The organism is Streptomyces sp. NPDC014889 (genome assembly GCF_043081205.1).
Lineage (GTDB): Bacteria > Actinomycetota > Actinomycetes > Streptomycetales > Streptomycetaceae > Streptomyces.
Genome location: NZ_JBIBWH010000027.1, coordinates 37990 through 62558, shown reverse-complemented (window position 1 = coordinate 62558; position 24569 = coordinate 37990). Strand labels below are relative to the sequence as shown.

Annotated in this window: 30 protein-coding genes and 8 pseudogenes; 22 read left to right on the top strand and 16 right to left on the bottom strand. The window is 69.0% G+C overall.

The features are described from left to right. Positions 1-84 precede the first annotated feature (84 nt). A complete protein-coding gene (locus ACF09J_RS34795) occupies positions 85-240 on the top strand; it encodes a hypothetical protein (protein WP_392309450.1) in 156 nt (51 codons plus the stop codon). A gap of 226 nt (positions 241-466) precedes the next feature. Here ACF09J_RS34795 and ACF09J_RS34790 read toward each other — a convergent pair. Then, positions 467-661 (bottom strand): annotated as a pseudogene (locus ACF09J_RS34790) (4Fe-4S ferredoxin); the annotation flags it as partial. A gap of 103 nt (positions 662-764) precedes the next feature. Here ACF09J_RS34790 and ACF09J_RS34785 point away from each other — a divergent pair. Both ACF09J_RS34785 and ACF09J_RS34780 read left to right on the top strand, forming a co-directional pair. Beyond that, on the top strand, positions 765-1019 hold the full coding sequence (locus ACF09J_RS34785; RefSeq protein ID WP_392309449.1) for a DUF6332 family protein: 255 nt from the start codon (positions 765-767) through the stop codon (positions 1017-1019). A 43-nt stretch (positions 1020-1062) separates the two neighbouring features. Next, a protein-coding gene (locus tag ACF09J_RS34780) for an IS5 family transposase (protein ID WP_392309453.1) occupies positions 1063-1862 on the top strand; the annotation gives its coding sequence in 2 pieces (ribosomal slippage) (positions 1063-1398 and positions 1401-1862; 798 coding nt in all). A gap of 15 nt (positions 1863-1877) precedes the next feature. Here ACF09J_RS34780 and ACF09J_RS34775 read toward each other — a convergent pair. After that, positions 1878-2273 (bottom strand): annotated as a pseudogene (locus ACF09J_RS34775) (4Fe-4S ferredoxin); the annotation flags it as partial. Then, a pseudogene (locus tag ACF09J_RS34770) lies at positions 2271-2854 on the bottom strand (transposase family protein); the annotation flags it as partial. The pseudogenes ACF09J_RS34775 and ACF09J_RS34770, both read right to left, overlap by 3 nt. Before the next feature lie 186 nt (positions 2855-3040). Here ACF09J_RS34770 and ACF09J_RS34765 point away from each other — a divergent pair. After that, a complete protein-coding gene (locus ACF09J_RS34765; protein ID WP_392309448.1) occupies positions 3041-3586 on the top strand; it encodes a hypothetical protein in 546 nt (181 codons plus the stop codon). A gap of 38 nt (positions 3587-3624) precedes the next feature. Here ACF09J_RS34765 and ACF09J_RS34760 read toward each other — a convergent pair whose 3' ends face one another. Together ACF09J_RS34760 and ACF09J_RS34755 are read right to left on the bottom strand one after the other, a co-directional pair. Next, positions 3625-3825: a hypothetical protein gene (locus ACF09J_RS34760; RefSeq protein ID WP_392309447.1), complete on the bottom strand. Its 201-nt coding sequence runs from the start codon at positions 3823-3825 to the stop codon at positions 3625-3627. A 7-nt stretch (positions 3826-3832) separates the two neighbouring features. Beyond that, positions 3833-4257: pseudogene (locus tag ACF09J_RS34755) on the bottom strand (transposase). 315 nt (positions 4258-4572) lie between these two features. Between ACF09J_RS34755 and ACF09J_RS34750 the strand changes: the two are divergent. From ACF09J_RS34750 to ACF09J_RS34740, 3 genes are all read left to right on the top strand, one after another. Then, positions 4573-5055 (top strand): hypothetical protein, encoded by a 483-nt coding sequence (locus tag ACF09J_RS34750; protein ID WP_392309446.1) that lies wholly within the window; start codon positions 4573-4575, stop codon positions 5053-5055. A 340-nt stretch (positions 5056-5395) separates the two neighbouring features. After that, the gene (locus tag ACF09J_RS34745) at positions 5396-6418 is read left to right on the top strand and encodes an MASE1 domain-containing protein (protein ID WP_392309445.1); all 1023 of its coding nucleotides are present in this window, start codon (positions 5396-5398) and stop codon (positions 6416-6418) included. Between the two features lie 254 nt (positions 6419-6672). Beyond that, positions 6673-6942: a hypothetical protein gene (locus tag ACF09J_RS34740; protein ID WP_392309444.1), complete on the top strand. Its 270-nt coding sequence runs from the start codon at positions 6673-6675 to the stop codon at positions 6940-6942. Positions 6943-6961: 19 nt separating this feature from the next. Here ACF09J_RS34740 and ACF09J_RS34735 read toward each other — a convergent pair whose 3' ends face one another. From ACF09J_RS34735 to ACF09J_RS34700, 8 genes are all read right to left on the bottom strand, one after another. Then, the gene (locus tag ACF09J_RS34735) at positions 6962-7216 is read right to left on the bottom strand and encodes a hypothetical protein (RefSeq protein ID WP_392309443.1); all 255 of its coding nucleotides are present in this window, start codon (positions 7214-7216) and stop codon (positions 6962-6964) included. 405 nt (positions 7217-7621) lie between these two features. Then, complete coding sequence (locus ACF09J_RS34730; protein WP_392309442.1) at positions 7622-7921, bottom strand: hypothetical protein; 300 nt, start codon at positions 7919-7921, stop codon at positions 7622-7624. Positions 7922-8192: 271 nt separating this feature from the next. Next, positions 8193-9131 (bottom strand): twin-arginine translocase subunit TatC, encoded by a 939-nt coding sequence (gene tatC, locus ACF09J_RS34725; RefSeq protein WP_392309441.1) that lies wholly within the window; start codon positions 9129-9131, stop codon positions 8193-8195. 233 nt (positions 9132-9364) lie between these two features. After that, entirely contained in the window at positions 9365-9640 is a 276-nt protein-coding gene (gene tatA, locus ACF09J_RS34720; RefSeq protein WP_392309440.1) for a Sec-independent protein translocase subunit TatA, read from the bottom strand. Between the two features lie 999 nt (positions 9641-10639). After that, positions 10640-10969, bottom strand: a complete 330-nt coding sequence (locus ACF09J_RS34715; RefSeq protein ID WP_392309439.1) for a hypothetical protein — start codon at positions 10967-10969, stop codon at positions 10640-10642. Continuing rightward, positions 10966-11394: an ATP-binding protein gene (locus ACF09J_RS34710; RefSeq protein WP_392309438.1), complete on the bottom strand. Its 429-nt coding sequence runs from the start codon at positions 11392-11394 to the stop codon at positions 10966-10968. Before ACF09J_RS34710 ends, ACF09J_RS34715 begins: the two co-directional genes overlap by 4 nt. A gap of 384 nt (positions 11395-11778) precedes the next feature. Beyond that, complete coding sequence (locus tag ACF09J_RS34705; RefSeq protein WP_392309437.1) at positions 11779-12567, bottom strand: anti-sigma factor family protein; 789 nt, start codon at positions 12565-12567, stop codon at positions 11779-11781. A 25-nt stretch (positions 12568-12592) separates the two neighbouring features. After that, positions 12593-13195, bottom strand: coding sequence for a sigma-70 family RNA polymerase sigma factor (locus tag ACF09J_RS34700; protein ID WP_392309436.1), 603 nt, complete (start codon positions 13193-13195; stop codon positions 12593-12595). Between the two features lie 598 nt (positions 13196-13793). On the opposite strand from ACF09J_RS34700, the gene ACF09J_RS34695 reads away from it, so the two are divergent. The 8 genes and pseudogenes from ACF09J_RS34695 to ACF09J_RS34660 all read left to right on the top strand — a co-directional run. After that, a complete protein-coding gene (locus ACF09J_RS34695; protein WP_392309435.1) occupies positions 13794-14090 on the top strand; it encodes a cupredoxin domain-containing protein in 297 nt (98 codons plus the stop codon). Further along, a complete protein-coding gene (locus ACF09J_RS34690; protein ID WP_392309434.1) occupies positions 14087-15085 on the top strand; it encodes a metallophosphoesterase family protein in 999 nt (332 codons plus the stop codon). The genes ACF09J_RS34695 and ACF09J_RS34690 overlap by 4 nt, the downstream gene beginning before the upstream one ends. Next, positions 15082-15534 carry a hypothetical protein gene (locus ACF09J_RS34685; RefSeq protein WP_392309433.1) on the top strand — a complete coding sequence of 151 codons (453 nt, stop codon included), beginning with the start codon at positions 15082-15084 and terminating at the stop codon, positions 15532-15534. The genes ACF09J_RS34690 and ACF09J_RS34685 overlap by 4 nt, the downstream gene beginning before the upstream one ends. A gap of 62 nt (positions 15535-15596) precedes the next feature. Continuing rightward, on the top strand, positions 15597-15869 hold the full coding sequence (locus ACF09J_RS34680; RefSeq protein ID WP_392309432.1) for a hypothetical protein: 273 nt from the start codon (positions 15597-15599) through the stop codon (positions 15867-15869). 542 nt (positions 15870-16411) lie between these two features. Further along, entirely contained in the window at positions 16412-16870 is a 459-nt protein-coding gene (locus tag ACF09J_RS34675; RefSeq protein WP_392309431.1) for a hypothetical protein, read from the top strand. A gap of 35 nt (positions 16871-16905) precedes the next feature. Continuing rightward, positions 16906-17055, top strand: coding sequence for a hypothetical protein (locus ACF09J_RS34670; RefSeq protein ID WP_392309430.1), 150 nt, complete (start codon positions 16906-16908; stop codon positions 17053-17055). Beyond that, on the top strand, positions 17055-17624 hold the full coding sequence (locus ACF09J_RS34665) for a DUF6529 family protein (protein WP_392309429.1): 570 nt from the start codon (positions 17055-17057) through the stop codon (positions 17622-17624). The genes ACF09J_RS34670 and ACF09J_RS34665 overlap by 1 nt, the downstream gene beginning before the upstream one ends. Positions 17625-17883: 259 nt before the next feature. Beyond that, positions 17884-18060, top strand: a pseudogene (locus tag ACF09J_RS34660) (NAD(P)/FAD-dependent oxidoreductase); the annotation flags it as partial. Between the two features lie 54 nt (positions 18061-18114). Here ACF09J_RS34660 and ACF09J_RS34655 read toward each other — a convergent pair. The 3 genes and pseudogenes from ACF09J_RS34655 to ACF09J_RS34645 form a co-directional block, all read right to left on the bottom strand. After that, positions 18115-18330: pseudogene (locus ACF09J_RS34655) on the bottom strand (NAD(P)-binding domain-containing protein); the annotation flags it as partial. Between the two features lie 113 nt (positions 18331-18443). Then, positions 18444-19313, bottom strand: coding sequence for a hypothetical protein (locus ACF09J_RS34650; protein WP_392309428.1), 870 nt, complete (start codon positions 19311-19313; stop codon positions 18444-18446). Positions 19314-19572: 259 nt separating this feature from the next. Beyond that, on the bottom strand, positions 19573-20079 hold the full coding sequence (locus ACF09J_RS34645; RefSeq protein ID WP_392309427.1) for an ArsI/CadI family heavy metal resistance metalloenzyme: 507 nt from the start codon (positions 20077-20079) through the stop codon (positions 19573-19575). Between the two features lie 86 nt (positions 20080-20165). Here ACF09J_RS34645 and ACF09J_RS34640 point away from each other — a divergent pair, with 86 nt between their 5' ends. The 7 genes and pseudogenes from ACF09J_RS34640 to ACF09J_RS34610 all read left to right on the top strand — a co-directional run bounded on the left by ACF09J_RS34640 (position 20166) and on the right by ACF09J_RS34610 (position 24440). After that, on the top strand, positions 20166-20549 hold the full coding sequence (locus ACF09J_RS34640) for an ArsR/SmtB family transcription factor (RefSeq protein ID WP_392309426.1): 384 nt from the start codon (positions 20166-20168) through the stop codon (positions 20547-20549). Next, positions 20546-21322: an aquaporin gene (locus tag ACF09J_RS34635; RefSeq protein ID WP_392309425.1), complete on the top strand. Its 777-nt coding sequence runs from the start codon at positions 20546-20548 to the stop codon at positions 21320-21322. Before ACF09J_RS34640 ends, ACF09J_RS34635 begins: the two co-directional genes overlap by 4 nt. Continuing rightward, the gene (locus ACF09J_RS34630; RefSeq protein WP_392309424.1) at positions 21319-21738 is read left to right on the top strand and encodes an arsenate reductase ArsC; all 420 of its coding nucleotides are present in this window, start codon (positions 21319-21321) and stop codon (positions 21736-21738) included. Before ACF09J_RS34635 ends, ACF09J_RS34630 begins: the two co-directional genes overlap by 4 nt. A 32-nt stretch (positions 21739-21770) precedes the next feature. Next, the gene (locus tag ACF09J_RS34625; protein ID WP_392309452.1) at positions 21771-22238 is read left to right on the top strand and encodes a GNAT family N-acetyltransferase; all 468 of its coding nucleotides are present in this window, start codon (positions 21771-21773) and stop codon (positions 22236-22238) included. Between the two features lie 299 nt (positions 22239-22537). After that, entirely contained in the window at positions 22538-22828 is a 291-nt protein-coding gene (locus ACF09J_RS34620; RefSeq protein ID WP_392309423.1) for a transposase family protein, read from the top strand. A 343-nt stretch (positions 22829-23171) separates the two neighbouring features. Next, positions 23172-23618: pseudogene (locus tag ACF09J_RS34615) on the top strand (aldo/keto reductase); the annotation flags it as partial. 71 nt (positions 23619-23689) lie between these two features. After that, a pseudogene (locus tag ACF09J_RS34610) lies at positions 23690-24440 on the top strand (aldo/keto reductase). Positions 24441-24569 lie beyond the last annotated feature (129 nt).

Below are 24569 nucleotides of genomic sequence, written 5' to 3'. Positions count from 1 at the left end.
GCTACGAACGCAAGGCCGACCACTTCCTCGCCTTCACCAGCATCGCCTGCACCCTCATCTGCTATCGCAGACTCGCCAAATGAGATGACTTCTAAGCCCGCCCTGGTCGGTGCCGCCTTCACCGCACTCACCCTCCTGCCACTGACCGCCCTCGCCCTCACCGGAGCCACCCGTCTCGCACCGACCACCGCTCCGGTGCCAGCCACCCCGGCCGACACACCGGTGCCGGCCGCCCGCTGAACCCCTAACCCCGCTGGGAGAACACCGCGATCAACCCCACGTACGACTTCACCGGCAGGTCGCCCTCGTCATCGGCGCGAGCTCCGGCATGGGCCTGGCCACCGCCCGCGCCTTCGCCGCCTCCGGCCGGCCGTCGCCCTCGCCCAACCCCGCAACAAACTGGCCGCCGCCCAGAGCAGTAAACGCGAATGCAACTCTGATAACCAGATCAAGGACCGTACGCTTCCAATTCGGCCAGGACCTCCTCGCCTTCCTGGCTACCGCCGCGGATCCAGAAGCGGTGCCCGTTCTCGTCGACCACTTCGGTCATGACCAGGTCGTAGCCGGGACCGGCAGCGGGTCCGGTGCCCATCGAGACGCAGAAGCAGGTGGCGCCGGGCTCCGTGCACTCGACCACGATCAGCAGCGCCCCAGAGCGCCGCCCCTCTTAGAGGCCATCTCAATTGGTAAGTGCGCCTCCGCACGTGAGAGTCAGGCTGTCCAGCCCAGGCGCAATGGCTTGACCCTGATGTGAGACTTGCAGCATGGACATGGGGCGTGAGTCGCGGTGGGAAAAGGACGCAATGACGGTGGAGATCGTTTTCGCCCTGGTGACTGCCGTCGCGCTGGCTGCGGCGGTCTTCGCCGTTGCTCTGGCTCTCGCACTAGCCTTTGGCGTCTCTGGTTCAGAGAAGAAGGGCGTGTTGGTGGGAGGTGCACTGCTCGGAGCGACGGCCGGAATGTGGCGTCTGGTACGGGTGCTGCGTCGGTTCGACGAGCAGCGCCGAATGGGCCGCTGACTGCGGTCCTTCTCCTTGATGTCAGTAGCCTGTCGGCGTGGGGATCGTCGAACGGCTGGTGCCGGATGAGTTGTGGCAGTTGTTCCAGCGGGTGGTGCCGGAGGCGCCGTCGCGGCCTCAGGGTGGTGGCCGGCGCCGCCACGGTGACCGGGAGGTGCTGGCGGCGATCGTGTTCATGGCGACGTCGGGTTGTACGTGGCAGCAGTTGCCTGCCGCGTCGCTCGGGCCGTCCGGTGCCACGGCCCACCGCAGGTTCACCGAGTGGACGAAGGCCAGGGTGTGGGCCAAGCTGCACCGCCTGGTCCTCGACGAACTCGGAGCCCGCGGCGATCTGGACTGGTCGAGGTGCGCGATCGATTCGGTGAACATGCGGGCCCTGAAAAGGGGGACCTGACGGGTCCGAATCCTGTCGACCGGGGCAAGTACGGCTCGAAGATCCATCTGATCACTGAGCGGACCGGTCTGCCCCTGTCGGTCGGGATTTCCGGCGCCAACGTTCACGACAGTCAGGCTCTGGTCCCGCTCGTGAAGGGCATACCGCCCATCCGGTCCCGCCGAGGCCCCCGCCGACGCAAGCCCGGCAAGCTTCACGCCGACAAGGGCTACGACTATCGCCACCTGCGGAAATGGCTGTCCCAGCGAGGCATCCGGCACCGCATCGCCCGCAAGGGCATCGAGACCTCACAGCGACTCGGCCGACACCGCTGGACCATCGAACGCACCATGGCCTGGCTCGCCGGCTGCCGCCGACTCCACCGCCGCTACGAGCGCAAGGCCGAGCACTTCCTCGCCTTCACGAGCATCGCCTGCACCCTGATCTGTTACCGCAGACTCACCAATTGAGATGACTTCTTAGACGGGGTCGCGGTACGTCCCACCGGTCAGCACCCGGTCCTGGATGGCGATGGCCCGAAGATCGCAGGGGCGCACTCCCAGGAAGGCGTATCGAGGCGGTGCGGCCTGTTCGGCCGTGAGGACCAGTTCGCCCTCCACCCGATCCGCGCTCCACTCCCACACCCGCGACGGATGCAGGAACGGCTTCCACGACTGGGGACCCGCCGCGTTCGCGAAGGCAGCACCGTCCGACCGCTCTCGCAGCCGATACCGCCCGGCCTCCACCTCCAACTCCACGCCCCACCCGTACGGCAGCTCGACGGCCGACCGCAGTTCGGCCAGCACGATCGCACCGTCCCGCACAGTGGGGCCGATCACGGTGAATCCTCGACGGACCAACACGTCCACGAGCGCGGCCATACCGTCCTTGCCCAGGACAAGCCCGTCCCACCGTCCCCAGCACGGAATGCGGACCGTGCCGCAGGCACCCCGGTAACCCTTGTCTCCCCAGCACTTGACGCCGGCCCCGGCGAGGGCGTCGACGATGCCGTGTTCTCGAGCCGCGCGGACGTCGTCCACGGCGCCGGGCAGGTCCGGTGAGACCCACAGCAGCCGACCGAAGGGGTCCGCCATGACCTGCACGTTCACCCCGTGCTTCTTGTGTTTGCCGGAATAGAACGGCCGGTCCGCAGCAATGCGGTCGATCGGCAGGAGCGTCCCGTCCAGGATCAGATACGCCTTCACCGACGCGGTCCGCACCACATCGGCCAGGCTGGGGGCGAGAGCGGCCAGGAGCTCGACAGCCTCGGTGACATAGCGGTAGGCGGTCGTGGTTCCGACGCCGAACCCGGCCACGAGCTGGGCATACGTGTGCCCCACCCGCAGATGGGCGAGTGTCAGCAGGGCCTGGCGGCCGGCGCTCAGACGCCGCAACGGGAGCCGATCGTACGGCGGTGCCGCCCCAACTGCTGCGTGAGGAAGCGGAGGGCAGAGCTGGACACGTCGACGCCTGACGGGTAAACAAGCGCGTGAAGCCTCTGGTGGAGACGGTTCTCTTGGTCGAAAACTCATCTACTAGGGGCTTCACCATGTTGTCAGCCCAACTGCTGTGCTCTAGAGACAGGCTGGAAAAGGCTCAGTAGCCTCTGTGCTGGCTCGTGGACCTGGAGCATGAAGGGGTTGTGATCGTGGCACGTACTTGGCTGTCCATCCGGGTGGAGTTGGTCTCCGGGCACGGTGCAGACCTGTGGCCTCGCCCCGGCCGGGTCTTCGCCTCCGCGCGCTCGCACTCCTTCGCCCAGTTCGCCACGGCCATCGATCTCGCCTTCGGCCGCTGGGACCTGGCCCACCTGCACCTGTTCACGTTGTCCGACGGCACCCGGGTCAGCCCCCTGGAGTGGTGGGACGACGAGGCCCCGGACGGCACCGTGGATGGCCATGCCACCAAGCTGAGCAGGCTGCAGGCCGGCGAGCAGTTCGCCTATGTCTTCGACATGGGCGACGACTGGGCCGACCTGTGCACGGTGGCGGAAAAGCGCATCGCTCCTCTCGACGAACTCGAAGAGGCACCCGACCGCCCAGTTCCCTATTGGGGCTGGGGCAGCCTTCCGGACCAATACGCACGCCGCTGGGACGGGGATGACGGGGAGTCACCGATGCCCAAGCGGCCAGCCCGCGGGCTCAGCGACCTGCCTCCGATCCTGCCGTGGTGGGGCGAGCACCGCCGGAGATGATCTCACGCCGCGTACACGAAGCGGCCGCCAGCGAGGAATCAAAATGGCCACGGTGAGGATCTGAAGTGGCCCGCGACCAGGCACGCGCCGCGTCCGGCCGAAAGCTTCTGCCAGGCCCGCTCGGGTACCTTCTTCGCCAGAACATCGGTGCCGAACGTGCCCGCGCCGGTGGTCACTTCGGCCGAGCAGGCCACCTTGAGCACGTGGCCCAGGCCGCGCGCCTCCAGGGCAGCCCGCACGTTTGGGTCACCGCCATAGACCTCGTCCCCGGCGACCCAGCCCCACGTGGTCTCCGGCGTCCAGGAACCGTTCGTTCATCATCCTGGCCAGTTCCGGTTTGGTCGCGAAGGCCGTGTCCTCGCCGAGCCCGGCGGCCCGGCAGTGTTCCGGGTCGCACGTCCAAGAGCGCGGGAGGTACAGCTCTCGGTCCACCGCGGCGTGTCCCCGCTCGCCGGCGTAGACGAGGTAGCAACCTGGGAGTTCTCGATCCGTCCGGCGGTGCCGGTGTACTGGCGCTGGACCCCGACGGTGCGGGTACCATTCTTCAGGTCCCCGGTCTCGTCGACGACCAGCACTGCGGCCTCGTCGCGGAGGTACTCGACGACGTATTCACGCACGTCATCGCAGACAGCGTCGGCCTCCCAGACGGCCCGGCGCAGCAGATGCTGCATGCCGTGCGGGCCATCTCCCTGGCCCACTCCGCGATCGTCCAGCAGGTCTTCCGCGGCAGGTCCGCCCGCAGACCCAGCCCCAGCCGCCCGGCCCAGCGCAGGGGCTCAACCCGTTTGAACCGGCCCGCGATCCGCCCCATCAGACCCTCGAACGCCACCATTGGGAAGCCGGCTGCCGCCGCGTTCAGCGGGCCGGTCCGCGGGAGACGGCCAGCCGGGTTGTTGTGCTGCTGAGTTGATCGTGGCAGCCGGGCGGTGGGCGTTGCATCCTCAACAGAGGCCCGGGTGGGGGGAGAACGATGCAATTTCCACCCCGTGTACACCTGGGAGAGCATTCACCACGGCTTCAGCATCGCCACCAACGTCCCGGTCTACTTCTGCAACGGCGGCCAGGGGCATGCCGTGGACGTCGACAATGACGTGGTGCTTGCTGCCCGTCAGGGCCCGCAGGTGGGAGCCGTCGCTCGAACTCCTCACCGGCCCCTCCAAGGGGTATACGACCCGTCCGGGCACGGCGCCGCCCTCTTCGCGTTCTTCGCTCGCACGGCCGAGTCCGAGCGCGAGTACATCCGGGAGAAGGTCCTGGAGGACCAGGCGTCCGCCCGGGAACGCGGCCGTCACGGCGGGCGCCCCAAGGTCGTCGACGACGACATGGCCGACTACGCCCGCAGCCTGCGGGGCAACGGCGTGCCCGTACCGCAGATCGCCCAGAAGCTGATCATCACCTCTGGCAAGAACAAGGGCCAGCGACCCTCGGTCGCCACCGTCTACCGCATCCTCGCCGAGGACACCGAGTGAGCTCGGACGGCTTCAGAGACTTGTGATCAACTCATTGCCCCCTTGACCCGTATCACGGCTATACCCCGACCGCACCCACCCCCTTCCCCGGATGCCACCGTGGTCTTCTTCACCAACGGGCTCGTCGAACACCCCGGCCATCCTCTCGGCAAGGGCCTGAACGAAGGAGGCACCTCGTGAGTGCGACGACGGATTTCGGCACGCGGCGCCGACCAGAACAACCACAGGGAGAAATCCGACAAAATGCGTATTGTGAAGGGTCATGCAGATAGGGCATGGTGAATCCGGCATGATCGGCGGACAACGAAGTATGGGACAAGACCGAAGGAAAGACCGTCCCATGACGGTCGCCCGCCGGGACCAGTTCCGGCGCGGCGGCACGACAGTGCTTCAGATGGGTGCCGTCGCCGCCCTTTATTTCGCCTCGGGCAAGCTGGGACTGCTCCAGAACCTCGTAGTCGACGAGGTCACGCCACTGTGGCCCGCGAGCGGCATCGCCCTGGCCAGCCTGCTCCTCCTCGGCCCGCGCATCTGGCCCGGAATCGCACTCGGCGTGTTCCTGATCTACATCACACTCACAACATCAATCCCTGCCATCCTCGTGATCATGGCGGGCGACACACTCGCAGCCCTGTGCTCCTACGCCCTCCTTCGCCGCGCCGGGTTCCGCACTCAAATGAACCGCCTGCGAGACGCGCTCGCGCTGGTCTTCCTCGGCGCATTCACCGGGATGCTCATCAGCGCAACAGTAGGAACGAGCACCCTCCACCTCGCCCACGAGCTACCCGCCGCCGGCTTCTGGCCGACCTGGTGGGTCTGGTGGACCGGCGACGCCATGGGCATCCTGGTCGTCACACCAGTACTGCTCGCTCTCCGCTCAGCACGCTGGCCGAAAGACGCGGCCCCACACCGATGGGCGGAAGGATCGCTGCTCGTAGCAGCCACCATCGGCATCTGCCTCCTCGAAACCTCCCCGACACCGTTCCTCTTCCAAGCCTTCCCATTGCTGACCTGGGCGGCCTTCCGCTTCCAACGGGCCGGCGCCGCGCCCTGCGCACTGGCCGTATCCACTTTCGCCGTCCTCGCCGCCGCCCGCAGATCAGGCCCATTCGCCGATCACACCCTGCTCACCAACATGATCGCTCTCCAGGCGTTCAACGGCACCGCCGCGCTGACCGCACTGCTGCTCGCCGCAGCCGTCACCGAGCGGAACCAGACCCAGGAAAAGATCGAGCAGGCGAGCAGGCGGCTCGCCGAGATGGTGGCCCGAATCGCACCGGACGCCAGCGGCCTACCCATGCTCGGCAAGGACCGTCAACGCGATCAGGAGGAAGACAACGGCGGACCGGCCCGACCGTCGTGATCAATCGACAGCACCAGTGCACGACCGGCGACACGGGCGGTACACCCTGCCTCCCAGCCCGGCCGCACTCCAATCCAACCTGTGCTCGGGCGGCCGGCCGATGCGAGGGCATGCTGGCGGCGGCCATGGGGGCTCCCCGTTTACGGCGCATTTCGTGGCCACGGGATTCCCCGAGTACCGCCAGACTTCTCCCCGCTCGGCCCGAGCAGTCCCGCTCGGCGCCGCTGGAGCGGGTGAAGAGCAGCAGGGAGATCATGGAAATCCTGGAGGCGTACGTGATGACCATGTCGACCTTGACGTCGTGGTCGGTCTGGAACCGGATCGCCAATCACCTGGAGCGTGTGCACTGTGGTGACGACGAGCGTGTCCCGCCTGATGAGGCCGGCCTCCATCAGCAATGCGAACTCCAGATCCGAGTAGCCGGCCCGCTTGCCGATTCGAGCACCGCCGCCAGCACAACCTCGGCCTGCGGGGTCGCCCAGTGCCACTGGGCGTGGTGTGCCGACGGACAGGTCCGCGTTTGAGTGACCTCTCCCCTGGCCACTACCGCCGCTCGTTGTCATCCACCGCGATGTCGCGGAGGTACCAGGCAGCCACGGCCCGCTTGTAGCCCTCGGGCATGTTGAGGGCCGGCACTTGGTCCGCGGTGAACATCCCAAGCTGTTTGTGCTCGTGACTGACGACGGGTGCTCGTTCGGGAGTGAGGACCGTGCAGCCGTAGGTGACGATCAGGACCCTGCGGCCTGGGATGGGCTCGTAGATCCACACGCCACCGCCGATCAGTGGCCCGGTCTTCACCTCCCAGCCAGTCTCCTCCTGGAAGTCTCTCGAGGCCTGGGCACCGGCGGTGGCCGAGATCGATTCCACCGACGCGGCGGCGTGGATGGGGCCCTCGCCCTCACCGCGGTGCTCCCCGCACCCGCGGGGATGGTCCCGTGAGCCCCTCCCGCTGGCCTTGTCCGTACGAGCCGCAGCAGGTGGTTGGTCACCTTCCACTCGGTCACCAGGTCGGTGACGACGAGCACGGCGTACTCGGCGCCCTGCCTGAGGGTCTCGGTGGTGATCTTTCCCGCCGGCGATGGCAGTGGTCGCCGGGGTGTGCCAGCCGGCGGAGCCGTGCGGCTCCTCCACCCGGTACGCCCACGACCTCTCGGTGCCCATCGCACCGAGCCTGTCACCGGGAGGAGCCTCCTGCGCCGGAGATTACGCTGCGTCGATGTCCGTCCGGGGCCGGACCTCCACGATGAAGTCCGCCTCCTCCATGTCGCCTGCCGCGTCGTGCCAGAGGAAGACCCGCACGTGCATCGCGTGATGGAGGCCGATCCTCTCCCACTCGGTCATCAGATCGCCGACGATGCGGCCGATGGCGTACCTGGCGCCCTCGGTCGAGTCGGGGGCGGTGATCGCGCCCTGCCACCGTTCGGGGTCGCTGCCATAGGGGCGCCAGCCCTCGGAGCCGTGCGGCTCGAACACCCGGTACACCCAGTCCGTCTCGGTGTTCATAACACCGATCCTGTCACCGGGGAGTCCCATGTGCCGCACCCGATCCACCCACGCCGAGCGGCGGAAGAGCCCCCAGCAAGCGCGCGGAGCTGCTTCCTGCCGGGACAGGGCGGTGGCGAGGTGATCAGCGAGTCAACGTCCACGATGGCGCAGCAGATCGAGTGGCTCCCCACCAACCGGACCGGATGATGCCTTCAAGCGGCTGGACGGAGTGTTCATCAGCGTCGGCGGGCCACGACAGGCACGTCGGGCACCACCGACGACGTTGTCTTCAGCCGTGGGCGCCTTCGTCGTCAGCGTCCGGCTGCGCGGGCAGGGCCTGGCTGGCGGACACCGATTCCACTTCGCCGATGTCCTGCGGCGTGAGGTCGAGGTCGGAGGTCTCGTCGTCGCCGGGTCCCTCTGCCTCTCTTCGGGCCTTGCGCCGGTCATTGAGAAGCGAAAAGACAACGGCGGCGAAATAGAGCACCCAGATCGGCGCGGCCAGCGCCAGCATGCTCAGCGGGTCCGTGCTCGGCGTCGCCACCGCCGAAAAGACCGAGACCCCCACGATCATGCCGCGCCACCGGCCGAGCATCCGCCGACCGGACAGCACTCCGGTGAGGTTCAGCATCACCAGCAGCAGCGGCATCTCGAAGGAGAGACCAAAGACGACCACCATGCGGGTGACGAGGTCGAGCAGATCGTCCAGCGGCAACAGGTTGTCCACCCCGTGCGGGGTGAAGTCGATCAACACCTTGGCGGTCGTTGGCAACACCTTGTAGGCGAAGAAGGCGCCGCCGAAGAACAGCGGGACGCCCGCGCCGACGAACGCGTAGGCGTATTTCCGCTCGTGCTTGTGCAGGCCGGGGGCAACGAACGCCCACAGCTGGTACAGCCATACCGGCGAGGCCAGCACGACGCCAGCCATCAGGGACACCTTCAGCGCCAGGGTGAAGGGCGCGAGCAGACCGTTGATCGTGATCCGCGCGCAGATGGTGCTCGCGGTCTGCTTGGACAGATCGGCGAAGGACGTCGGGCAGCCGACCGAGTCCAGCACCGGCCTGGTGAAGAAGTTTATGATGCCCTTGTAGTAGAAGGCCGCGGCGATCGTGACGACCAGGACGGCAAGGACGGCCATGGCGAGCCGGTTGCGGAGCTCACGAAGGTGCTCCGCGAGCGGCATCCGCCCCTCGGGATCCTTCTCCTTGTTGCGGACCGACTGGGGCACGCCACGTCCTCATCTCGTGCGGCAGACCGGAGACTACCGGCCCTGCGTCAGTACTTGATCGTCTCCGTCACCCGGTGGGGCGCGAGCTCGCCACGGCGGCGCCAAGACGCCGGCCGATACCGCAGACAACGACGCGGGCGGCCCGACATCGCACGAGGTGAGCCGGCCGGGGAGGCTTCGGGGCAGCGTCTCGTGCGGGGATGAGCCAGGGGCGCGCAGGACCGGGCTCAGTCTCAGTGGCTGGTCGTGCTGTCCGGGGGCGCGGTGCGGGCGGTGGCGGTGTCTCCGGGAGCGCCCGAGATCGTCCGCGGTCCCGGTGCAGGCTCGGGCTCGGGGGGTGGCTCGTTTGAGGCGCCGTCGTCCTTCAAGGCCTTGGTCTCGCTCTTGAGGATCCGCATGGACTTGCCCAGCGCCCGGGCCGTGTCGGGTAGTTTCTTCGAGCCGAAGATCAAAACCACCACCGCGACCAGGATCAGCAGGTGCCAGGGCTCCAGCGCATTGCGGAACATCGTCACACCACCCCTTCGAACGCGTCGGTCCTCATACCTGCCTCGGCGATCCGTGCCGCTTCTTCCTGCGCGGCAGCGGTGGGAGCGGGAGCGCCCGCGGCGCGTCGTGTCATACCGCCCCAAGCATGCTCCCATCGCTCTCCGGGCGCGCGCAGAACCTCGGCCGCTACCCAAACAAGCGTCCCGCCCACGACCGGGCCTTGCGGAAGGTCGACGCGGCGGGAGGCATACACCTTCAGCCGCGGCCGGCGGCCCGCTGACGCCGGCGGGCGCGTCCAGCACGGTTGCCCGTCCGCCGATACGGCGAAGAGTTCCCCTTCCGCGTCCCGGCCGCACTCGGCCGGGACACCGCGCTGCTGGACGCGGTCGATGTCCACGACCCGGCAAGGCTCTACACCGACGGATGGCCGGCACTCGTCGTCGCAGGAGGGGATCCGCAGGAAGTGGCCGGGCAGGCCGGTGTCCGCGCCCGCCGTCTCGCGCGCGGGCGCCTGGGAGGAGGTTTCCCGGTGCACTTGGCACGGCGGTTTCACCGGAGTCCGCCGCCCGCGCCATCGGGAGATTCCCAGGGCGTCATCCAGCCAGGCCTCACAAGTGAATTGGTCGCCCGTCGCCGCCGCAACCGCGTGGGGCTCGACCGGCATCAGGCATACGGCGAGGCGTAGTTCGCCGCCTGTGACCTGCATGGCCACCTGCGCCGGCTGCCCGGCCCGCGGAGTGTGCGGGGGCGTTTGGGCCGGATGGACGCCCGGCCGCTGCCCCTGGGAGCACCCACGTTCGGGCACCTGGAACAGCCGATGGGTCTCCGCGTTCGGCCACGGTGCGTTCATCGGCTTTCCCCGGCGTGACCGTTCCTGGCGCCGGCCGGCGCGATGTTCACGCATGGCTGTCGGGCGTGGGAGGCAAGGTGAGTGGAGTTGGCCGGCTGCTGCGGGGGCGTGCCGGGTGTCGATGTCCTTGCGGGTCATGTCTCCTCCTTCTTGTCGGGTCGGGGTCGATTCAGATTCTGGGGCGCCCGGCAGCCGTCCAGGCGGCGTACTCCTGGCGGACGTAGAGGCGACGTCTGGGGGCGAGCGTGATCCCGCCGGGGCGGAGCGGGCTGGCCACCAGGTAGGGATGACGGCGGTCGGGCAGGACGAGTTGCGGCGCCCGCACCCGGGCTGGGCCCGGGCAGCCGTCGATGGGGCACGACTTGTGGGTCGCGAAGGCCCACTCGGCGGGGTCGTCGGGTGACTCGGCGCCGCAGCCGCCCCCGGTGATCCGTCGCTGTGCTGCGGTGCCGGCCCTGGCAAGGGGCCACAATTCGTGCGGATCGCCCGGCCCGGTCATGCCGAGCACCTCAGGCAGGCGCGGACTTCGCGGCCGCTGCGCGTCTGGTGGACCTCGGTCGACTGTGCGAGGTACTGGACGATGCCGGTGCCGCGGCCATGCTCGTCCGGGGCGATGTCAGGGCGACGGCGCTCCACGGCCGTTCCGGAGTCACTGACCACAATGTTCAGGGTGCCGTGGTCGAGGACGAGCCGCAGGGTCATGTGCTCGCGGCCGTACTGGGCGGCGTTGGCTGCGAGCTCGTCGACGATGAGAACGGCGGACTCGCGCTCGCTCTCGGGAACACACCAGGTCTCCAGCAGATCGGCCGCGAGGTGACGAGCGGCCGAGACGTGCGCCTCCTGCGCGGGCAGGGCGAGCAGTGCCTCGTGGCGGCAACGCCGGGAGATCGATGGGCTCAGGCGGGGGGAATCGGTTACGAACATGGTCTTCTGACTCTTCTGTGCATGTGCGGAGGCCGGAACGTGGAGACTGCCAACGCATTCGAAGGGCGGTCGGTATGCCGGATCCTGCATCGGAGCGTTCAATCAGTTCCACGGACGACGCATGCCGAACGGTTCGAGCAATTCACGTCTTTTGCTCCACTTCGCGCTGGTCAGGTCAAGACCGGGAAGCGTGCATGCCCCGGCGCACACTCACGCTTCAAGTCGGCCAAGGACTGGCCTTCTTCACGGGAATCGACGGCGAGGGCGACCGGTCCTACTGGCTCGGCAACCGCAGAAGGGGAGCGGGCCGTAGTCCCGTGAACGACCGTGGTCCGGTGTGCCAGGAGTCCGCCCGACGCAGGGTCGGGCGGACTCCTGGCGATCTCACGCTCGGATCGTGACCAGCTTCTGACCGCTGCCGGCGACGATCTCGAAGTGCTCGATGGCACCCGGAGACATGGAGACCGCCCCTGGAACCGTGGTGCCGGGAGGGTACGCGCCCGCCCGCCAGGTGGCGCCGTCCGCCCTGACCCCGCCGGACCCGACCGCCTGCAGCCGGCAGGTGATCCCTGCGGGCGCCCCCTTGGCGGAGACCTGCAGGACGCTGCCCCAGGCAGAGGGCGAGACCTTCACCGAAGCGGTGACGCCGGTGGTGGGATCGTGCCCGGAGAAGGTGCGCGACGGAGCCGGCATGGTCGGACCGGGCGGCGTCGCCTCACTGACCGCGGACCCGATGGTCGCCAGCCAGGTGCCGCCGACCGCTCCCGCGAGGAGCATCAGGGAGGCGGCGGCGCCCGCCAGTTGCAGCCGCCACGTCCTGCGGCGCCGGGCCGCCGCCTGCTGCAACAGCCTCTCCAGCACCCCCACCTCGCGTGCCTGCGGCGCCTCAGCCGCGGCGGGCCGCGCGGGCGGAGAGCCCTGCGCGCTCTCGGCTGCCCGCGCCACCAGCCGATCGGCCAGATCCGCGTCGGCAACCGGCACCCTCTGACCTGCTGCTTCGGCCGCGGTCACCGTTGCCAGCAGCGCGGGCAGCCCCGCCAGCTGCGTGTGTTCTGCCCGGCACTCGGCGCATCCCGCGAGATGGTCGCGCACCTGTTCCATCTCCGCCGGGGGCAGCGCGCCCAGGACGTATCCGCCCAACGCCAGCCGGAGGGCGTCGTGCTCCGCACTCATGGTCGCCACCTCCTGCATGCCACGGTCATGGCTCGATTCCCCGTTCCTGGAGAGCCAGCCGCAGGGCGTGCAGGGCGTAGTACGTTCGCGACTTCACGGTGCCCAGCGGGATGTCCAGCACCCGTGCGGCCTCCGCCATGGTTTGTCCCCGGTAGTAGGTCTCCAGCAGGACCGCGCGGTGGTCCGGGGACAGCGACCGGACTGCGTCGGCCACCGCCCAGCTCTGCAGCGCCTGCTCGATCTCGTCCTCGCCCGGCGCCTGCTCGGCGGCCCGCTCCAGCGCCTCGCCGCCGGCCTCGGCCGGCCTGGCCTGCCGGGCCCGGTGGGCATCGATGACCAGGTGCCGGGCGACCGTACACAGCCATGGCCGGACCGGGCCGCGTGCGGGGTCGAACGCGGAAGGATGCTGCCACGCCCGCAGCAGTGTCTCCTGCACCACGTCCTCCGCCCATTGCCGATCTCCCGAGGTCAGCCGAAGCACGTAGTGGAACAGGGGTCCCGCGTGCTCGGCGTACAGGGTGCGCAGCAGTTCCTCGTCCGTGGTCGAAAGGACCCCTTTACCAGAGACACGGTTCGCGGAGCGATCCGGATCGGTCCTTGGGCCACGTTTTCGGGAACTCCAGGGCATAAGACGATCATTACGCACACTTACTGCTTTGTCTTGTGATGCAACGCACAGAAGCGGTGACTCTCTGTGCGCATCGCCCAGGGCTGCGCATGCGGAACGCCGGAGGACCGCCGATCCGGGGCGACCCAAAGAAAGTGTCGCGAAAGGTGTGGATCGACCGAACCGTGCGACCCCTGCCATCCGTGGAGTCAGACAAGAGCTGACATGCGCGGCATTTCTCGCCCATACCCCCAAGCGGTTCTCGGCCTGCGGACAGGGAACTGCCTTGCGCCGCCTGCGCCTTCGCCTCGGTTGCGCGCACTCAGCAGACGCATCCCGCACCTCAACCTGATCGTGAGGAACGAATTTCATGTACCCGCACCTTCGTACACCAGGCCGGCGATCACGCGCTGCGGCCGGGCTTGCCGTCGCCACCGTCGGCGCGCTGGGAATCCTGAGCGCATGCGGCCAGTCGTCGCACTCCTCGTCCACCGGTGCCGGCGCGATCACACCGGGACAGGGTCAGCACCAGACGGCCGGCATGCCCGGTGCCTCCGGACCGGGAAACGCGGCGGGCTCCGCTCCCGGCGCCTCGCCCATGCCCAGCATGAGCATGCCCATGACGTCTCCGAGCGCGCACGCACCGGCCTCGCCGGTGTCGGGAAACGCCGTTGCGATCAAGAACTTCGCGTTCTCCCCGGCCACGCTGAAGGTCAAGGCGGGCACGACGGTGACCTGGACCAACCAGGACACCGACGCCCACACCGTCACCAGCACCGGTTCGGGCGGCCCGTTGCACTCGCCCGCCCTGGCCACCCACGCCACCTACCGCTACACGTTCACCAAACCCGGCACCTACCACTACCTCTGCACCATCCATCCGTTCATGACCGCCTCCGTGGAGGTGACCCGATGACCGAGTACCACGACAGCGGCGACCCGGCACCGATGGGCGATCCCGAACAGCCTGCTGGCCCGAACGGCATGACCCGACGCCAGCTCCTGCGGCACGCAGGGTGGTTCGGCGGGGCCGTGGTGCTGACCGTGGCCAGCGGAGAAGTGGTCAGCCACATCGCCGACTCCCGGAACACCACCGCCGCCGCGGCGGCAGGCAGCACGACGGTAAACGGCGCACTGCGGTTCGTGCAGGTCTCCGACAGCCACATCGGCTTCCAGGGGCCGGCGAACATGGACGTGGCCGGCTCCTTCACCGAGGCGATCCGCCAGGTCAACTCGCTCGGATTCCGGCCCGACTTCGTCATGCACAGCGGCGACCTCACCCACCTGTCCACGGCGACACAGTTCGACCAGGTCAAGCAGATGATGACCGGCATGCAGACGGATCACGTCTTCACCGTGCCCGGCGAGCACGACTCCATCGGCGACGCGGGCCGCGCCTACCGGCAGACCTTCGGCAAGGGCACGCTCGGCGAGGGCTGGTACAGCTTCGACACCCACGGCGTGCACTTCATCGCCCTGGTCAACACCCTGAGCCTGGAGAAGCTCGGTCATCTCGGCGAGGAGCAGATCGAGTTCGTGCGCAGGGACCTCGCGGGACTGCCGTCGGACACCCCCGTCGTGGTCTTCAGCCACATCCCGCTGTTCGCCATGTACCCGAAGTGGGGCTGGAGCACGGACGACGCGTTGCGCGTCATCGCGCTCCTGCGCCGGTTCTCCTCCGTCACCTGCCTCAACGGGCATGTGCACCAGCTGTTCACCAAGACGGAGGGCAACATCACCTTCCACTCCGCCACCACCACGGCCTATCCGCTGCCGAAGCCCGGACGGGCCCCCGCCCCCACCCCTCAGGTCGTCCCCGCCCGAAAGCTCAAGGACGCACTCGGCATCCGCACCGTCGGCTACCGGCAAGGCGACCGGGAGCTGGCGATCAAGGATGAGAGGCTGGCATGAGCACCGGAAGGCTCCTTGCCCCGGCCCTGCGCTGGGCGATCGCCGCCACGCTCGCCGCGAGCGGATACATCCACGCCCAGCTCTACGTCGACGAGTACCGCTTCATCCACATCGTCGGTCCCCTGTTCCTGCTCCAGGCGAGCGTCTCCTTCGCGGTTGCCGCCCTGCTGCTGATCGGGATGCCGCCGCTGCTGAGGATCGCTGCCGCCGGTGTGGCCCTGGGCGCCCTCGGCGGCTTCGCGGCCTCACGCACCGTGGGCGTCTTCGGATTCACCGAACACGGTCTGCAGCCCGCCCCACAGGCCCTGCTCAGTCTCCTGGCCGAAACCGGCACCCTGCTGCTCCTCGCCACCTGGCAGGCAACCGCGACGGGACAACACCGCGCTGCTCGGCCTCCCGTCAAGGCACTCGTCCGGGACCTTCCCACCACCCGCACACCACCCGAGTGAACCACCGCGAAGCCGCCCGGACGCCGGCGTCCTGGGTGTTGCCGGAACCAAGGAGTACCCCCATGCCACCGCAACCGCGCCCGGCAACCGTCGGGCTGAGCCCGCATCTACGCGAACTGAGGGACACCGTGCGCGCCCTGCTCGGCCTGGACGACGACACCGCCGTCATCATCCGCCAGTTCACGTACACCGAACCCGGCCGTCCCCCGCTGGAAACCGTCGTCGCCGTGCTGTCCATGGACGGCGAGGCCCACCGCTGGACACTCCACCGCCCCGCCGACCGGATCACAGAGAACGACCTCCGGGCCGTCCTGCTCCCCCACCGGCGGAATTGACCGGAACTGTGCTGCCGCCCGGCAGTGTGTAGTCGGGCAGTGTCACGGCAGTGGTACGGCCAAGCCGGTCGGCCTCGGGACGGGTCACCTGTCCTCGGACGCCCTTCTTCTCGGTGGTCTCGCCGAAATCGGTGCGGGATGCACAGTCGTCGGAGATCAAGCCGAGGAGGCGGCGCGGTCGCACCGTCGCGCGGACGGCAGGTCCAGCTCGGCCCGGACCGTCTTCCCGAGCAGAGCCACACCCCGGGACACGCGGTCCAGCACTCCCACCGGTCGGCGAGCGCGTCGACGAGGAACAGGCCCCGGCCCGCCTCGCCGAGGAGGGACGGTGCCGGCGGCAGGTCGGGCGGGCCCCGGCGGCCCGCACCGCCACCCCCAGCCGTGCCGCGGCTACAGCACACCCCGCCCGCGGACACCGAAATCGTCGAGATGCGGGCCAGTCGCAACGCTTGCGACATCGGCTTCGCCGCCGAACGCACCGCCGACCTCACCGGCGCTATCTGCGCTGCCCGCCCCTCATTCCGGAACCAAGGAGTACCCCCATGCACCTGGAACCGCGCCCAGGAATCGCCTGGCCGAGCCCGCACCTCCGCGAACTGAAGGTTGCCGTACGCGCCCTGCTCGGCCTGGACGACGACACCGCCGTGGCCGTGGCGACAGTGCCGGCGGTTTCCGCCGTGCCGCTTGCTGCTGCAAGCGGCTGTCCCAGCCGGACGATCTCGTCCGCCTGCATCGGGTCCACATCTGGAGCGTCGTCAGCAAGCATCCCCGTATACATCGGCTCGGCCGCCCCCGGCAGCGCTGCCGCCGCCACTGGCACGGCCACGGCGCACTTCAGCAAGCTCGGCCCCTTCCTGGATGACGCCAAGGGGCGGACGCTCTGCCTCCCCGAGGCCGCCAAGTCGACTACGCCGACCGGCGGCGCAGCATACGCGTTTGCCTGGCCGCCGCCGCTCACCTCCGGCACGCACAAGGCGGCCCGTTTGCCAAGAGCAACCTGATCAGCACCTCGAAACGCTCCAACGGCATCACTCAAGTGACCTACACCGGGCACCCGCTGCACCGCTTCGCGGGTGACACGACGGCCGGTGACACCAACGGCGAGGAAACCAGCGCGTCCGGCGCCACAGTGGTACGTCGTAAACACATCCGGCAGCAAGGTCGAACCCGATTGATGGGGGACTGATGGGACACACAAGCACACGGGTGCGGCGTCCTGCACGAACGGTGGCGGGCTTTTTGGCTGCTTTGCTGCCGGTTGCGGTCGCGGTGGGGGTGTATGCGTTCGGCCGCACGCACACACCCGACTACACCAGCGGCCTGTTCGGGCGGCACGGGGTCGGCGTCAACGATCTCAAGGCGCGCCTGGGTAGCGCTCTGATGACGCTCGCGGTCGTCCAACTGCTGCTCGGGCTGTGGATGTACCGGCGCCTACCGGGAGCGGGGGCCGCGCCGCGCCGGGTGCACCCCACACACCGGCTCATCGGCCTCCTTGCCTTTCTTCTCTCGCTGCCCATCGCCTACCACTGCATCACCGCCTACGGAGTTGAGTTCACGAGCAGCCGAGTGACGATGCACTCCATCACGGGCTGCGTCCTGTATGGCGCGTTCGTCGCCAAGGTGCTGGTGGTGCACAGCCGCCGACTGCCCGGTTGGGTGCTTCCGGCCGCCGGCGGCGCCCTGGTCACCGCTATCGCACTGATGTGGTATACGGCCGCCTTGTGGTTCTTCACCGGCTCCGCCCCCGGCTTCTGACAGTGCTATCGCCAAGGCCCGCCATGGCCTGCACGGCAGCACTGCTGCAGATCGGATATCACGTTGCTCCGTGTCACCGCCTCTCTCGGCCGCATCGGCCGCCTGCACGGACCGCGGGCGTCACCTTGGCAGCTGGGACGAGCCGGCCGCGAAACCCGCAGCCGGCCTGCACGACCGGGGTAGCGACCATACGGAGACTTAGGACCGAGGTGATGGCAAAAACCACTTTCGCGAACGTCGGGGCGAGCCTGGCCGCATTGTGCTCTTCGGGGACGAGTCGGAGCCGCCGTACGAGCGGCCGCCGCTGTCCAAGGGGTACCTGATGGGCAAGCAGGACCGCGAGGCGATCTTCGTGCACCCTTCGCAGTGGTACACCGACCATGAGATCGATCTGCGACTGGACACCCCAGTCACCACCATCGACCGCGAAGGGCACGCTGTCACCGCCTCCGGTGATGAGACGATCGGCTACGACAAACTACCGCTCGCCACCGGCCGCTGCGGCCTCTTCGCTCGTCGCCGTGGACGCCCGCGGCCCCATTTCCGCGGCTGTGTCCACGAGCGTTTCGGGACCGCGCGAGTTGCTGAGCACCACATGGTGGGCTCCGACAGCGAGTTGCGCGAGGGTCCTGCCGATGCTTCCGCTTCCGACGCCCGACGCGCTACCCGCCGCAAGCCAAGCACCGAACTGGTGCTCGCCCGGCAAGCCGCCCACTGATCAACCCCCCGGAGTCGTTAGAGCTTGCTGGTCAGCGCTGTTGCGGTGCACCGCAGTCCGCGAAGGCGGAGCACCGCACTTTGCGAGGCGGTACTTTCGGCCTATTCGGCCTGCTCCGCTTCTGGGGGGATGGTCCAACGCAGCAGGGTGGTGGTGTCGCACTGTTCCAGGGTGACTGGGTAGACCTGGTCCCAGGCTCGTTCGCCGTGGTGGCGCATGGAGTGGTCGCCCTGGTCCCAGCCCAGGCCCAGGACCTTGCCTCCGTCGATCTCGATCTGCCCGGCGAGCAGGGGGTGGGTCTGCCCGGCCCGGTCGAGCAGGTGGAAGTGGGTGTGTGCGCGCACGGAGACCACCAAGCCGCTGCGGGGACCTTCCGACAGCCAGTTCTGGAGCTGGTCGGCGAGTTCGTGGGCTTCGTGCAGGGGCAGGTCGAGCCACCCGTAGGGCCCCTGCCCGTCGTACTGGGGTGCCCGTTCGCCGCCGAAGCGGGCGTGGGCGTCGCCCTCGTACTTCCCCCAGTATGTGACGTCGGCGAGTCCGTCGATCGACTCGCCCGGCAGTCCGACGAACGAGTCGAGGGCGCGGGCGTCCCCGAGGACCATGCCGCACCGGTCGACCGGCAGGTCACCGAGCCGGATCGGCTCTCCGCCACGGCTGCACGGCCAAGGCAGGCCGAGATCGACTTCCAGGACCGTGATGACGGGCCCGTCGTACGACTCCGCCGTTGCAGCGCGCACCTTCAGCGGCTGGTCAGCGTCGGCCGACACCGCAACCGCCTCACAGAACCATCCGCTGCTCGGGCCGTCTGCGGGCTCGTGCAAGTGGCCGCCACCGTGCTCTGATGCGGCCAGTGCCCGCGCGGACAGTGGATCGCCGGTCTCGGACCAGTGGTGGATCCAGCCGGCCATCCCCAGGACCAGCACACCGGACGGCGCGGTGACGACTCCCAGGTCGACAAAGGTCTCACTCACCCGCCGATTCAACCAGACGGCGACCAGGCGACTCGCGGGCCCCTCGCGGCGCGGCCGTGCGGCGGATCACCGGGCTCTTCGTGATCCGCCCCGGAGTCGCAAACCATCGCGCTCCGCTCGCAAACTACGGTGCTCCGTTGTGACCGAGCACGATAGTTGGCCCCGCTGGTCAAGTACCGTGCTCAGTTCGGGCCCCTCGCACCCTGTGCGCGTGCAGAGTGCCGGCCCTGCTGCCTTCAGGGAGCTGCGGCCGCCTTGTTCAACTGCCGCAGGCGCATCCCGCGGCCGCCTTGGTCTCGGTCGGGGTCTGGGCCGGGTCGACGGCCTGCTCGTCGGGGGTGCAGCAGGCGGTGGTGCCGCCACAGGTCTCCGGAGCGGCGCCGGCCTTCTCCAGCGTGTCGGCGTCTGCCTTGACCACGTACACCTCCCACGGCTCCTTGCCGGGGCCCGTGACCCACACCTTGTCCTGGAGCGCGTAGCAGCAGGAAGTGTCCTTCTCCTCGAAGGCCGCCAGGCCCGCGTCCCTGAGCCGGGTGGTGGCTGCGGTGACAGCCTGAGTGGAGGCGACCTCGACACCGAGGTGGTCCAGGCGCGTGTCCTCGCCGCTTTCGCCCTCGATGAGGACGAGCTTGAGCGGGGGCTCGGTGATGGCGAAGTTGGCATAGCCCTCGCGGCGCTTGGCGGGCTCGGTCTCGAACAGCTCGGAGTAGAAGGCGATCGAGGCTTCGAGGTCGGCGACGCGCAGGGCTAGCTGGACACGGGACATGGCGGTCTCCCAACGAACGGCTTATTTAGACGTCTGTCGATACAGCCGACCTTGCCACCGGGATCGACGACTGTCAATATTGAGAAATGTCGAAACAAGCTGTTCTGTCGCTGCTCGGGCAGGACGACGAGGCGGCGTGCTGCGCGCCGATGGTCCGCGAGCCGCTGGGTGAGGAAGCTGCGGCCGAGCTGTCGCGGATGTTCAAGGCGCTGTCGGACCCGATCCGGCTGCGGCTGCTGTCGCTGATCGCTTCCCACGAGGGCGGCGAGGCGTGTGTGTGCGACCTCATCGGCCCGTTCGACGTCTCCCAGCCGACGATCTCCCACCACCTCAAGGTGCTCCGCGAGGCCGGGCTGGTCGGCTCCGAGCGGCGCGGGACCTGGGTGTATTACTGGGTGCTCCCCGAGGCCCTGGCGAAGCTGTCCGCCCTGCTCCAGATCCCCGCCGTCCCCGCGAAGGTCTCCACGTGAGCGCGCCGGCGCCGCTGCTGCGGCGGGCCACGGTCGAGGGGCTGGGGACGGCTGCGCTGGTCGCGGTGGTGATCGGCTCCGGGATCCAGGCCACCGAACTGACCCGAGATGTCGGGACGCGGCTGCTGGCCAACTCCCTCGCCACCGTCTTCGGCCTCGGCGTGCTGATTGCCTTACTCGGAGGGGTTTCCGGGGCGCACTTCAACCCGGCGGTCACCCTCGCGGACTGGTTCACCGGCCGCCGCACCAGCGAGGCTCACACCCTGCGCGACGTCGCCGCATACGTGCCCGCGCAGGTCGCCGGGGCGATTGCCGGCGCGGTGCTGGCCGACGCCATGTTCGGCAAACCGCTGGTGCACTTCTCCACCCACGACCGGTTCTCCAGCCAGCTGTGGCTGGGCGAGGTGGTGGCCACCGCCGGGCTGGTCTGGCTCATCTTCGGCCTCGCCCGCGCAGGCCGCGCCCACCTGGCGCCGTTGCTGGTCGCCTCCTACATCGGAGCGGCGTACTGGTTCACCTCCTCCACCAGCTTCGCCAACCCGGCCGTCACGATCGGCCGGGCGTTCACCGACACCTTCGCCGGCATCGCCCCCACCTCCGTGCTGCCCTTCCTCGCCGCCCAGCTGCTCGGCGCCGCCGCCGGCCTGGGCCTGGTCGCCGTCTGCTTCGGCCGCCCGGCCGCCGCGGGCGAGGACGAGGTCACCGTCCCCCACGGTGTGCAGCAGCCCGCCGCCCCCGTCCGTTCCACCGAAGAAAGCGCCCTGGCCTCATGAGCACCTCCGCCATCCCGTCCGTGCTGTTCGTCTGCGTGCATAACGCCGGCCGCTCCCAGATGGCCGCCGCCTTCCTCACCCACCTCGGCGGCGACCGCGTCCAGGTCCGCTCGGCCGGATCCGCCCCAGCCAACACCGTGAACCGCGCCGTGGTCGATGCCATGCGCGAGTCCGGCATCGACATCTCCGCCGAGACCCCGAAGATCCTCACCGCCGAGGCCGTGCATTCCTCGGACGTCGTGATCACCATGGGCTGCGGCGACGCCTGCCCCTACTTCCCCGGCAAGCGGTACCTCGACTGGCAACTCGACGACCCGGCCGGACAAGGCGTCGAAGCGGTCCGGCCGATCCGCGACGAGATCGAGCAGCGCATCCGCGGCCTGCTCACCGAACTCGAGATCGAGCCCGCGGCGTGACGGCCGCCGGCACCGGCGTGCGTATCGCGCCGATGCGGCCCGAGCACGCCGAACAGGTCCTGGCGATCTACCAGTTGGGTATCGACGAGGGCAACGCCACCTTCGAGTCGACCGCTCCAACCTGGGAGGCGTTCGACAGCGCCAAGCTGCCTGCCCACCGCCTGGTCGCCCTGGACGAGGACGGACGGGTTCTAGGCTGGGCCGCCGTGGTCCCGGTCTCCGACCGGTGCGCGTACGCCGGCGTTGTCGAGCACTCCGTCTATGTCCACCCCGACGCCCGCGGCCGCGGCGTCGGCCTTGCCTTGCTGACGGCCCTGCTCGCGTCGACCGACGCGGCCGGGATCTGGACGGTACAGTCCGGCGTCTTCCCGGAAAACACCGCCAGCCTCACTCTCCACCAGCGCGCCGGGTTCCGTGTCATCGGCACCCGCGAACGCATCGGCCGCCACCACGGCAGATGGCGCGACGTCGTCCTCGTCGAACGCCGCAGCCCCACGTGACCTGACCGCCCCGCATGCCCAGGCTACAGCTCACCTGCGGGCCAGCTATCGCGCACATGGGCCAACTAGTGCCGCGGCAGGTGACGTTTGCCCGTCGAGGAGCGGCGTCCAGCACGGGCCACGGGCCGCAGATTGACCACGCGGAGGAGATCAACCGCAGGATGCTGAACTTCATGGCCTCCGTGGAACTGACAACCGCCCACGCCGACGGCCAGGACAGCGCCGAGGGGTAGCCCGGCCAGAGCCTGGGCCGGTAGTGCCCGGACTGCAGGATCGTTCCACCAGGGGATCCCTCTGTCATGCGAGTGGAGAGGCTTGAGGACCTCCTTTTGCCCGGCCTGAACCTCATGGTGCGGCAGCTCATGACCGTCGATGGCAACTTGGTGGTCGACGCGGCGGTATGCGGGCCGCCGGGCAGGTGTCCGCAGTACACGCATCCTGCCACGCGGGTTCACAGCCGGTATTGGCGTCAAATATCCGAGCTACCCGTCGGCCGGCGGAGGTTGATCGTCCGTCTGCACGTGCGTCGGTTCTTCTGTGTCAGATCCAGTGCCCACGCCGGACATTCGTGGAACAGGTGGCGGGCCTGACCGAATCACGTCGTCGTTCTTCACCGGCGGCAGAGCGTCGGCGCGATCGTCGCCGTCGCCACCCTGGCGCTGCTCATCCGTATCCGGCCGGTCCTCGCCGCCGCCGAGACCGAACGAGCGGCTGCCGCCGCGGCCGACAACGACACCGCTTCCGCCCCCGTACCCACCACCGTCTGAAAATCCGAGAAGGAGGCATACCCCACCATGACTACGAACATCCCCCGCCTGCCCCTGAACACCGGCGCCCACATGGCCGCCCTCGGATTCGGCGTCTTCCAGGTGCCCGCTGAGGACACCGAACGCGTCGTGACCGAGGCGATCGAGGCCGGCTACCGGCACATCGAACTTCTACCCGGACCGGCTCGTCGACCTCATCGACCACAACGAGGTCGTGCCCGCGGTCAATCAGATCGAGGCCCATCCCTTCTTTCAGCGCACCGCTGACTTGGAGGTGATGCGCGAGCGCGGCGTGCAGATGACCGCCTGGGGCCCGCTCGGCCAGGGCCGCAGCGACCTGTTCGACCACCCTGTGCTCACCACCATCGCCGCGGCACACGGCAAAACCGTCGCGCAGGTGGCCCTGCGCTGGCTGCTGCAGCGCGGCATCGCGGTCATCCCCAAGGCCGTTCACGCGCAGCGCATGCGCGAGAACCTCGCCGTCTTCGACTTCACCCTCACCGACGACGAGATGACCGCGATCGCCGGCCTCGACACCGGCGCAAGCGCGGCATTCGACCACCACGACCCCGCCGGAGTCTCCTGGCTGGGCACCATCCGCTTCGACACCTGAGACCCACGACGAGAAAGGACACTGCCGTGGCCATCGGCCAGCCCACCCTCACCCTGAACAACGGCGTCACGATGCCCGCCCTCGGTCTCGGTGTCTTCCAGGCCGCACCGGAAGACACTGCCCACGCCGTCGAGACGGCGCTACGCACCGGCTACCGGCACATCGACACCGCCGCCGCGTACTTCAACGAACACAACGTCGGCGAGGGCATCCGCCGCTCCGGCCTCGACCGGGACGAGGTGTTCCTCGAAACCAAGGTCTGGATCAACGACTACGGCTTCGACGCCACCCGGCACGCCTTCGACAAGTCCGCCGGCAAGCTCGGCGTCGAGACGATCGACCTGCTCATCCTCCACCAGCCCCTGCCTACCCGCTTCGACCTCACGCTCGAGGCATACCGGGGCCTGGAGTCGCTGTTGGCCGACGGCAAAGTACGGGCCATCGGGGTCAGCAACTTCATGCCCGACCACCTGGACCGGCTCCTGGCGGAGACCGACGTGGTGCCGGCGGTCAACCAGATCGAAGTCCACCCGTACTTCCGTCAGACCGCTGTCCTCAAGGCCAACGCTGAGCACGACATCCTCTCGCAGGCATGGTCGCCGATCGGCGGCATCACGTTCTATCCCGGATGGGGCGAAAACCGCCGCAGCACGCTGGACGACCAACCCGGCCCGGATCGCCGAGAACCTCGACGTGTTCGGCTTCGCCCTCACCGGCAACGAACTCGCCGCGATCGACGCGCTCGACACCGGCCGCCGCGGCGGGCCCGATCCCGAGTCGATCACGCTCGCCGAGCACGGCGCGGAGATCCCCGAAGCCTGACCGGCGTGACTGCTGGGGCGGGGGGGGGGGGGCGGCCCCCCGGGGGGGGGGGCCCCCCCCCCCCCCCCCCCCCCCCCCCCCCCACCCCGCCCCCCCGCCCCCCCCCCCCCCCCCCCCCCCCCCCCCACC

What these genes read in the sequence shown, in the direction of transcription:
- ACF09J_RS34680 (WP_392309432.1), top strand. Translation starts at nt 15,597, where the DNA reads ATGCCACCGCAACCGCGCCCGGCAACCGTCGGGCTGAGCCCGCATCTA.
- ACF09J_RS34675 (WP_392309431.1), top strand. Translation starts at nt 16,412, where the DNA reads ATGCACCTGGAACCGCGCCCAGGAATCGCCTGGCCGAGCCCGCACCTC.
- ACF09J_RS34700 (WP_392309436.1), bottom strand. Translation starts at nt 13,195, where the DNA reads ATGCCCTGGAGTTCCCGAAAACGTGGCCCAAGGACCGATCCGGATCGC.
- ACF09J_RS34630 (WP_392309424.1), top strand. Translation starts at nt 21,319, where the DNA reads ATGAGCACCTCCGCCATCCCGTCCGTGCTGTTCGTCTGCGTGCATAAC.
- ACF09J_RS34705 (WP_392309437.1), bottom strand. Translation starts at nt 12,567, where the DNA reads ATGAGTGCGGAGCACGACGCCCTCCGGCTGGCGTTGGGCGGATACGTC.
- ACF09J_RS34685 (WP_392309433.1), top strand. Translation starts at nt 15,082, where the DNA reads ATGAGCACCGGAAGGCTCCTTGCCCCGGCCCTGCGCTGGGCGATCGCC.
- ACF09J_RS34740 (WP_392309444.1), top strand. Translation starts at nt 6,673, where the DNA reads ATGGAAATCCTGGAGGCGTACGTGATGACCATGTCGACCTTGACGTCG.
- ACF09J_RS34690 (WP_392309434.1), top strand. Translation starts at nt 14,087, where the DNA reads ATGACCGAGTACCACGACAGCGGCGACCCGGCACCGATGGGCGATCCC.
- ACF09J_RS34665 (WP_392309429.1), top strand. Translation starts at nt 17,055, where the DNA reads ATGGGACACACAAGCACACGGGTGCGGCGTCCTGCACGAACGGTGGCG.
- tatA (WP_392309440.1), bottom strand. Translation starts at nt 9,640, where the DNA reads ATGTTCCGCAATGCGCTGGAGCCCTGGCACCTGCTGATCCTGGTCGCG.
- ACF09J_RS34795 (WP_392309450.1), top strand. Translation starts at nt 85, where the DNA reads ATGACTTCTAAGCCCGCCCTGGTCGGTGCCGCCTTCACCGCACTCACC.
- ACF09J_RS34730 (WP_392309442.1), bottom strand. Translation starts at nt 7,921, where the DNA reads ATGAACACCGAGACGGACTGGGTGTACCGGGTGTTCGAGCCGCACGGC.
- ACF09J_RS34695 (WP_392309435.1), top strand. Translation starts at nt 13,794, where the DNA reads ATGACGTCTCCGAGCGCGCACGCACCGGCCTCGCCGGTGTCGGGAAAC.
- ACF09J_RS34620 (WP_392309423.1), top strand. Translation starts at nt 22,538, where the DNA reads ATGCGAGTGGAGAGGCTTGAGGACCTCCTTTTGCCCGGCCTGAACCTC.
- ACF09J_RS34785 (WP_392309449.1), top strand. Translation starts at nt 765, where the DNA reads ATGGACATGGGGCGTGAGTCGCGGTGGGAAAAGGACGCAATGACGGTG.
- ACF09J_RS34715 (WP_392309439.1), bottom strand. Translation starts at nt 10,969, where the DNA reads ATGACCGGGCCGGGCGATCCGCACGAATTGTGGCCCCTTGCCAGGGCC.
- ACF09J_RS34645 (WP_392309427.1), bottom strand. Translation starts at nt 20,079, where the DNA reads ATGTCCCGTGTCCAGCTAGCCCTGCGCGTCGCCGACCTCGAAGCCTCG.
- ACF09J_RS34640 (WP_392309426.1), top strand. Translation starts at nt 20,166, where the DNA reads ATGTCGAAACAAGCTGTTCTGTCGCTGCTCGGGCAGGACGACGAGGCG.
- ACF09J_RS34710 (WP_392309438.1), bottom strand. Translation starts at nt 11,394, where the DNA reads ATGTTCGTAACCGATTCCCCCCGCCTGAGCCCATCGATCTCCCGGCGT.
- ACF09J_RS34745 (WP_392309445.1), top strand. Translation starts at nt 5,396, where the DNA reads ATGACGGTCGCCCGCCGGGACCAGTTCCGGCGCGGCGGCACGACAGTG.
- ACF09J_RS34625 (WP_392309452.1), top strand. Translation starts at nt 21,771, where the DNA reads ATGCGGCCCGAGCACGCCGAACAGGTCCTGGCGATCTACCAGTTGGGT.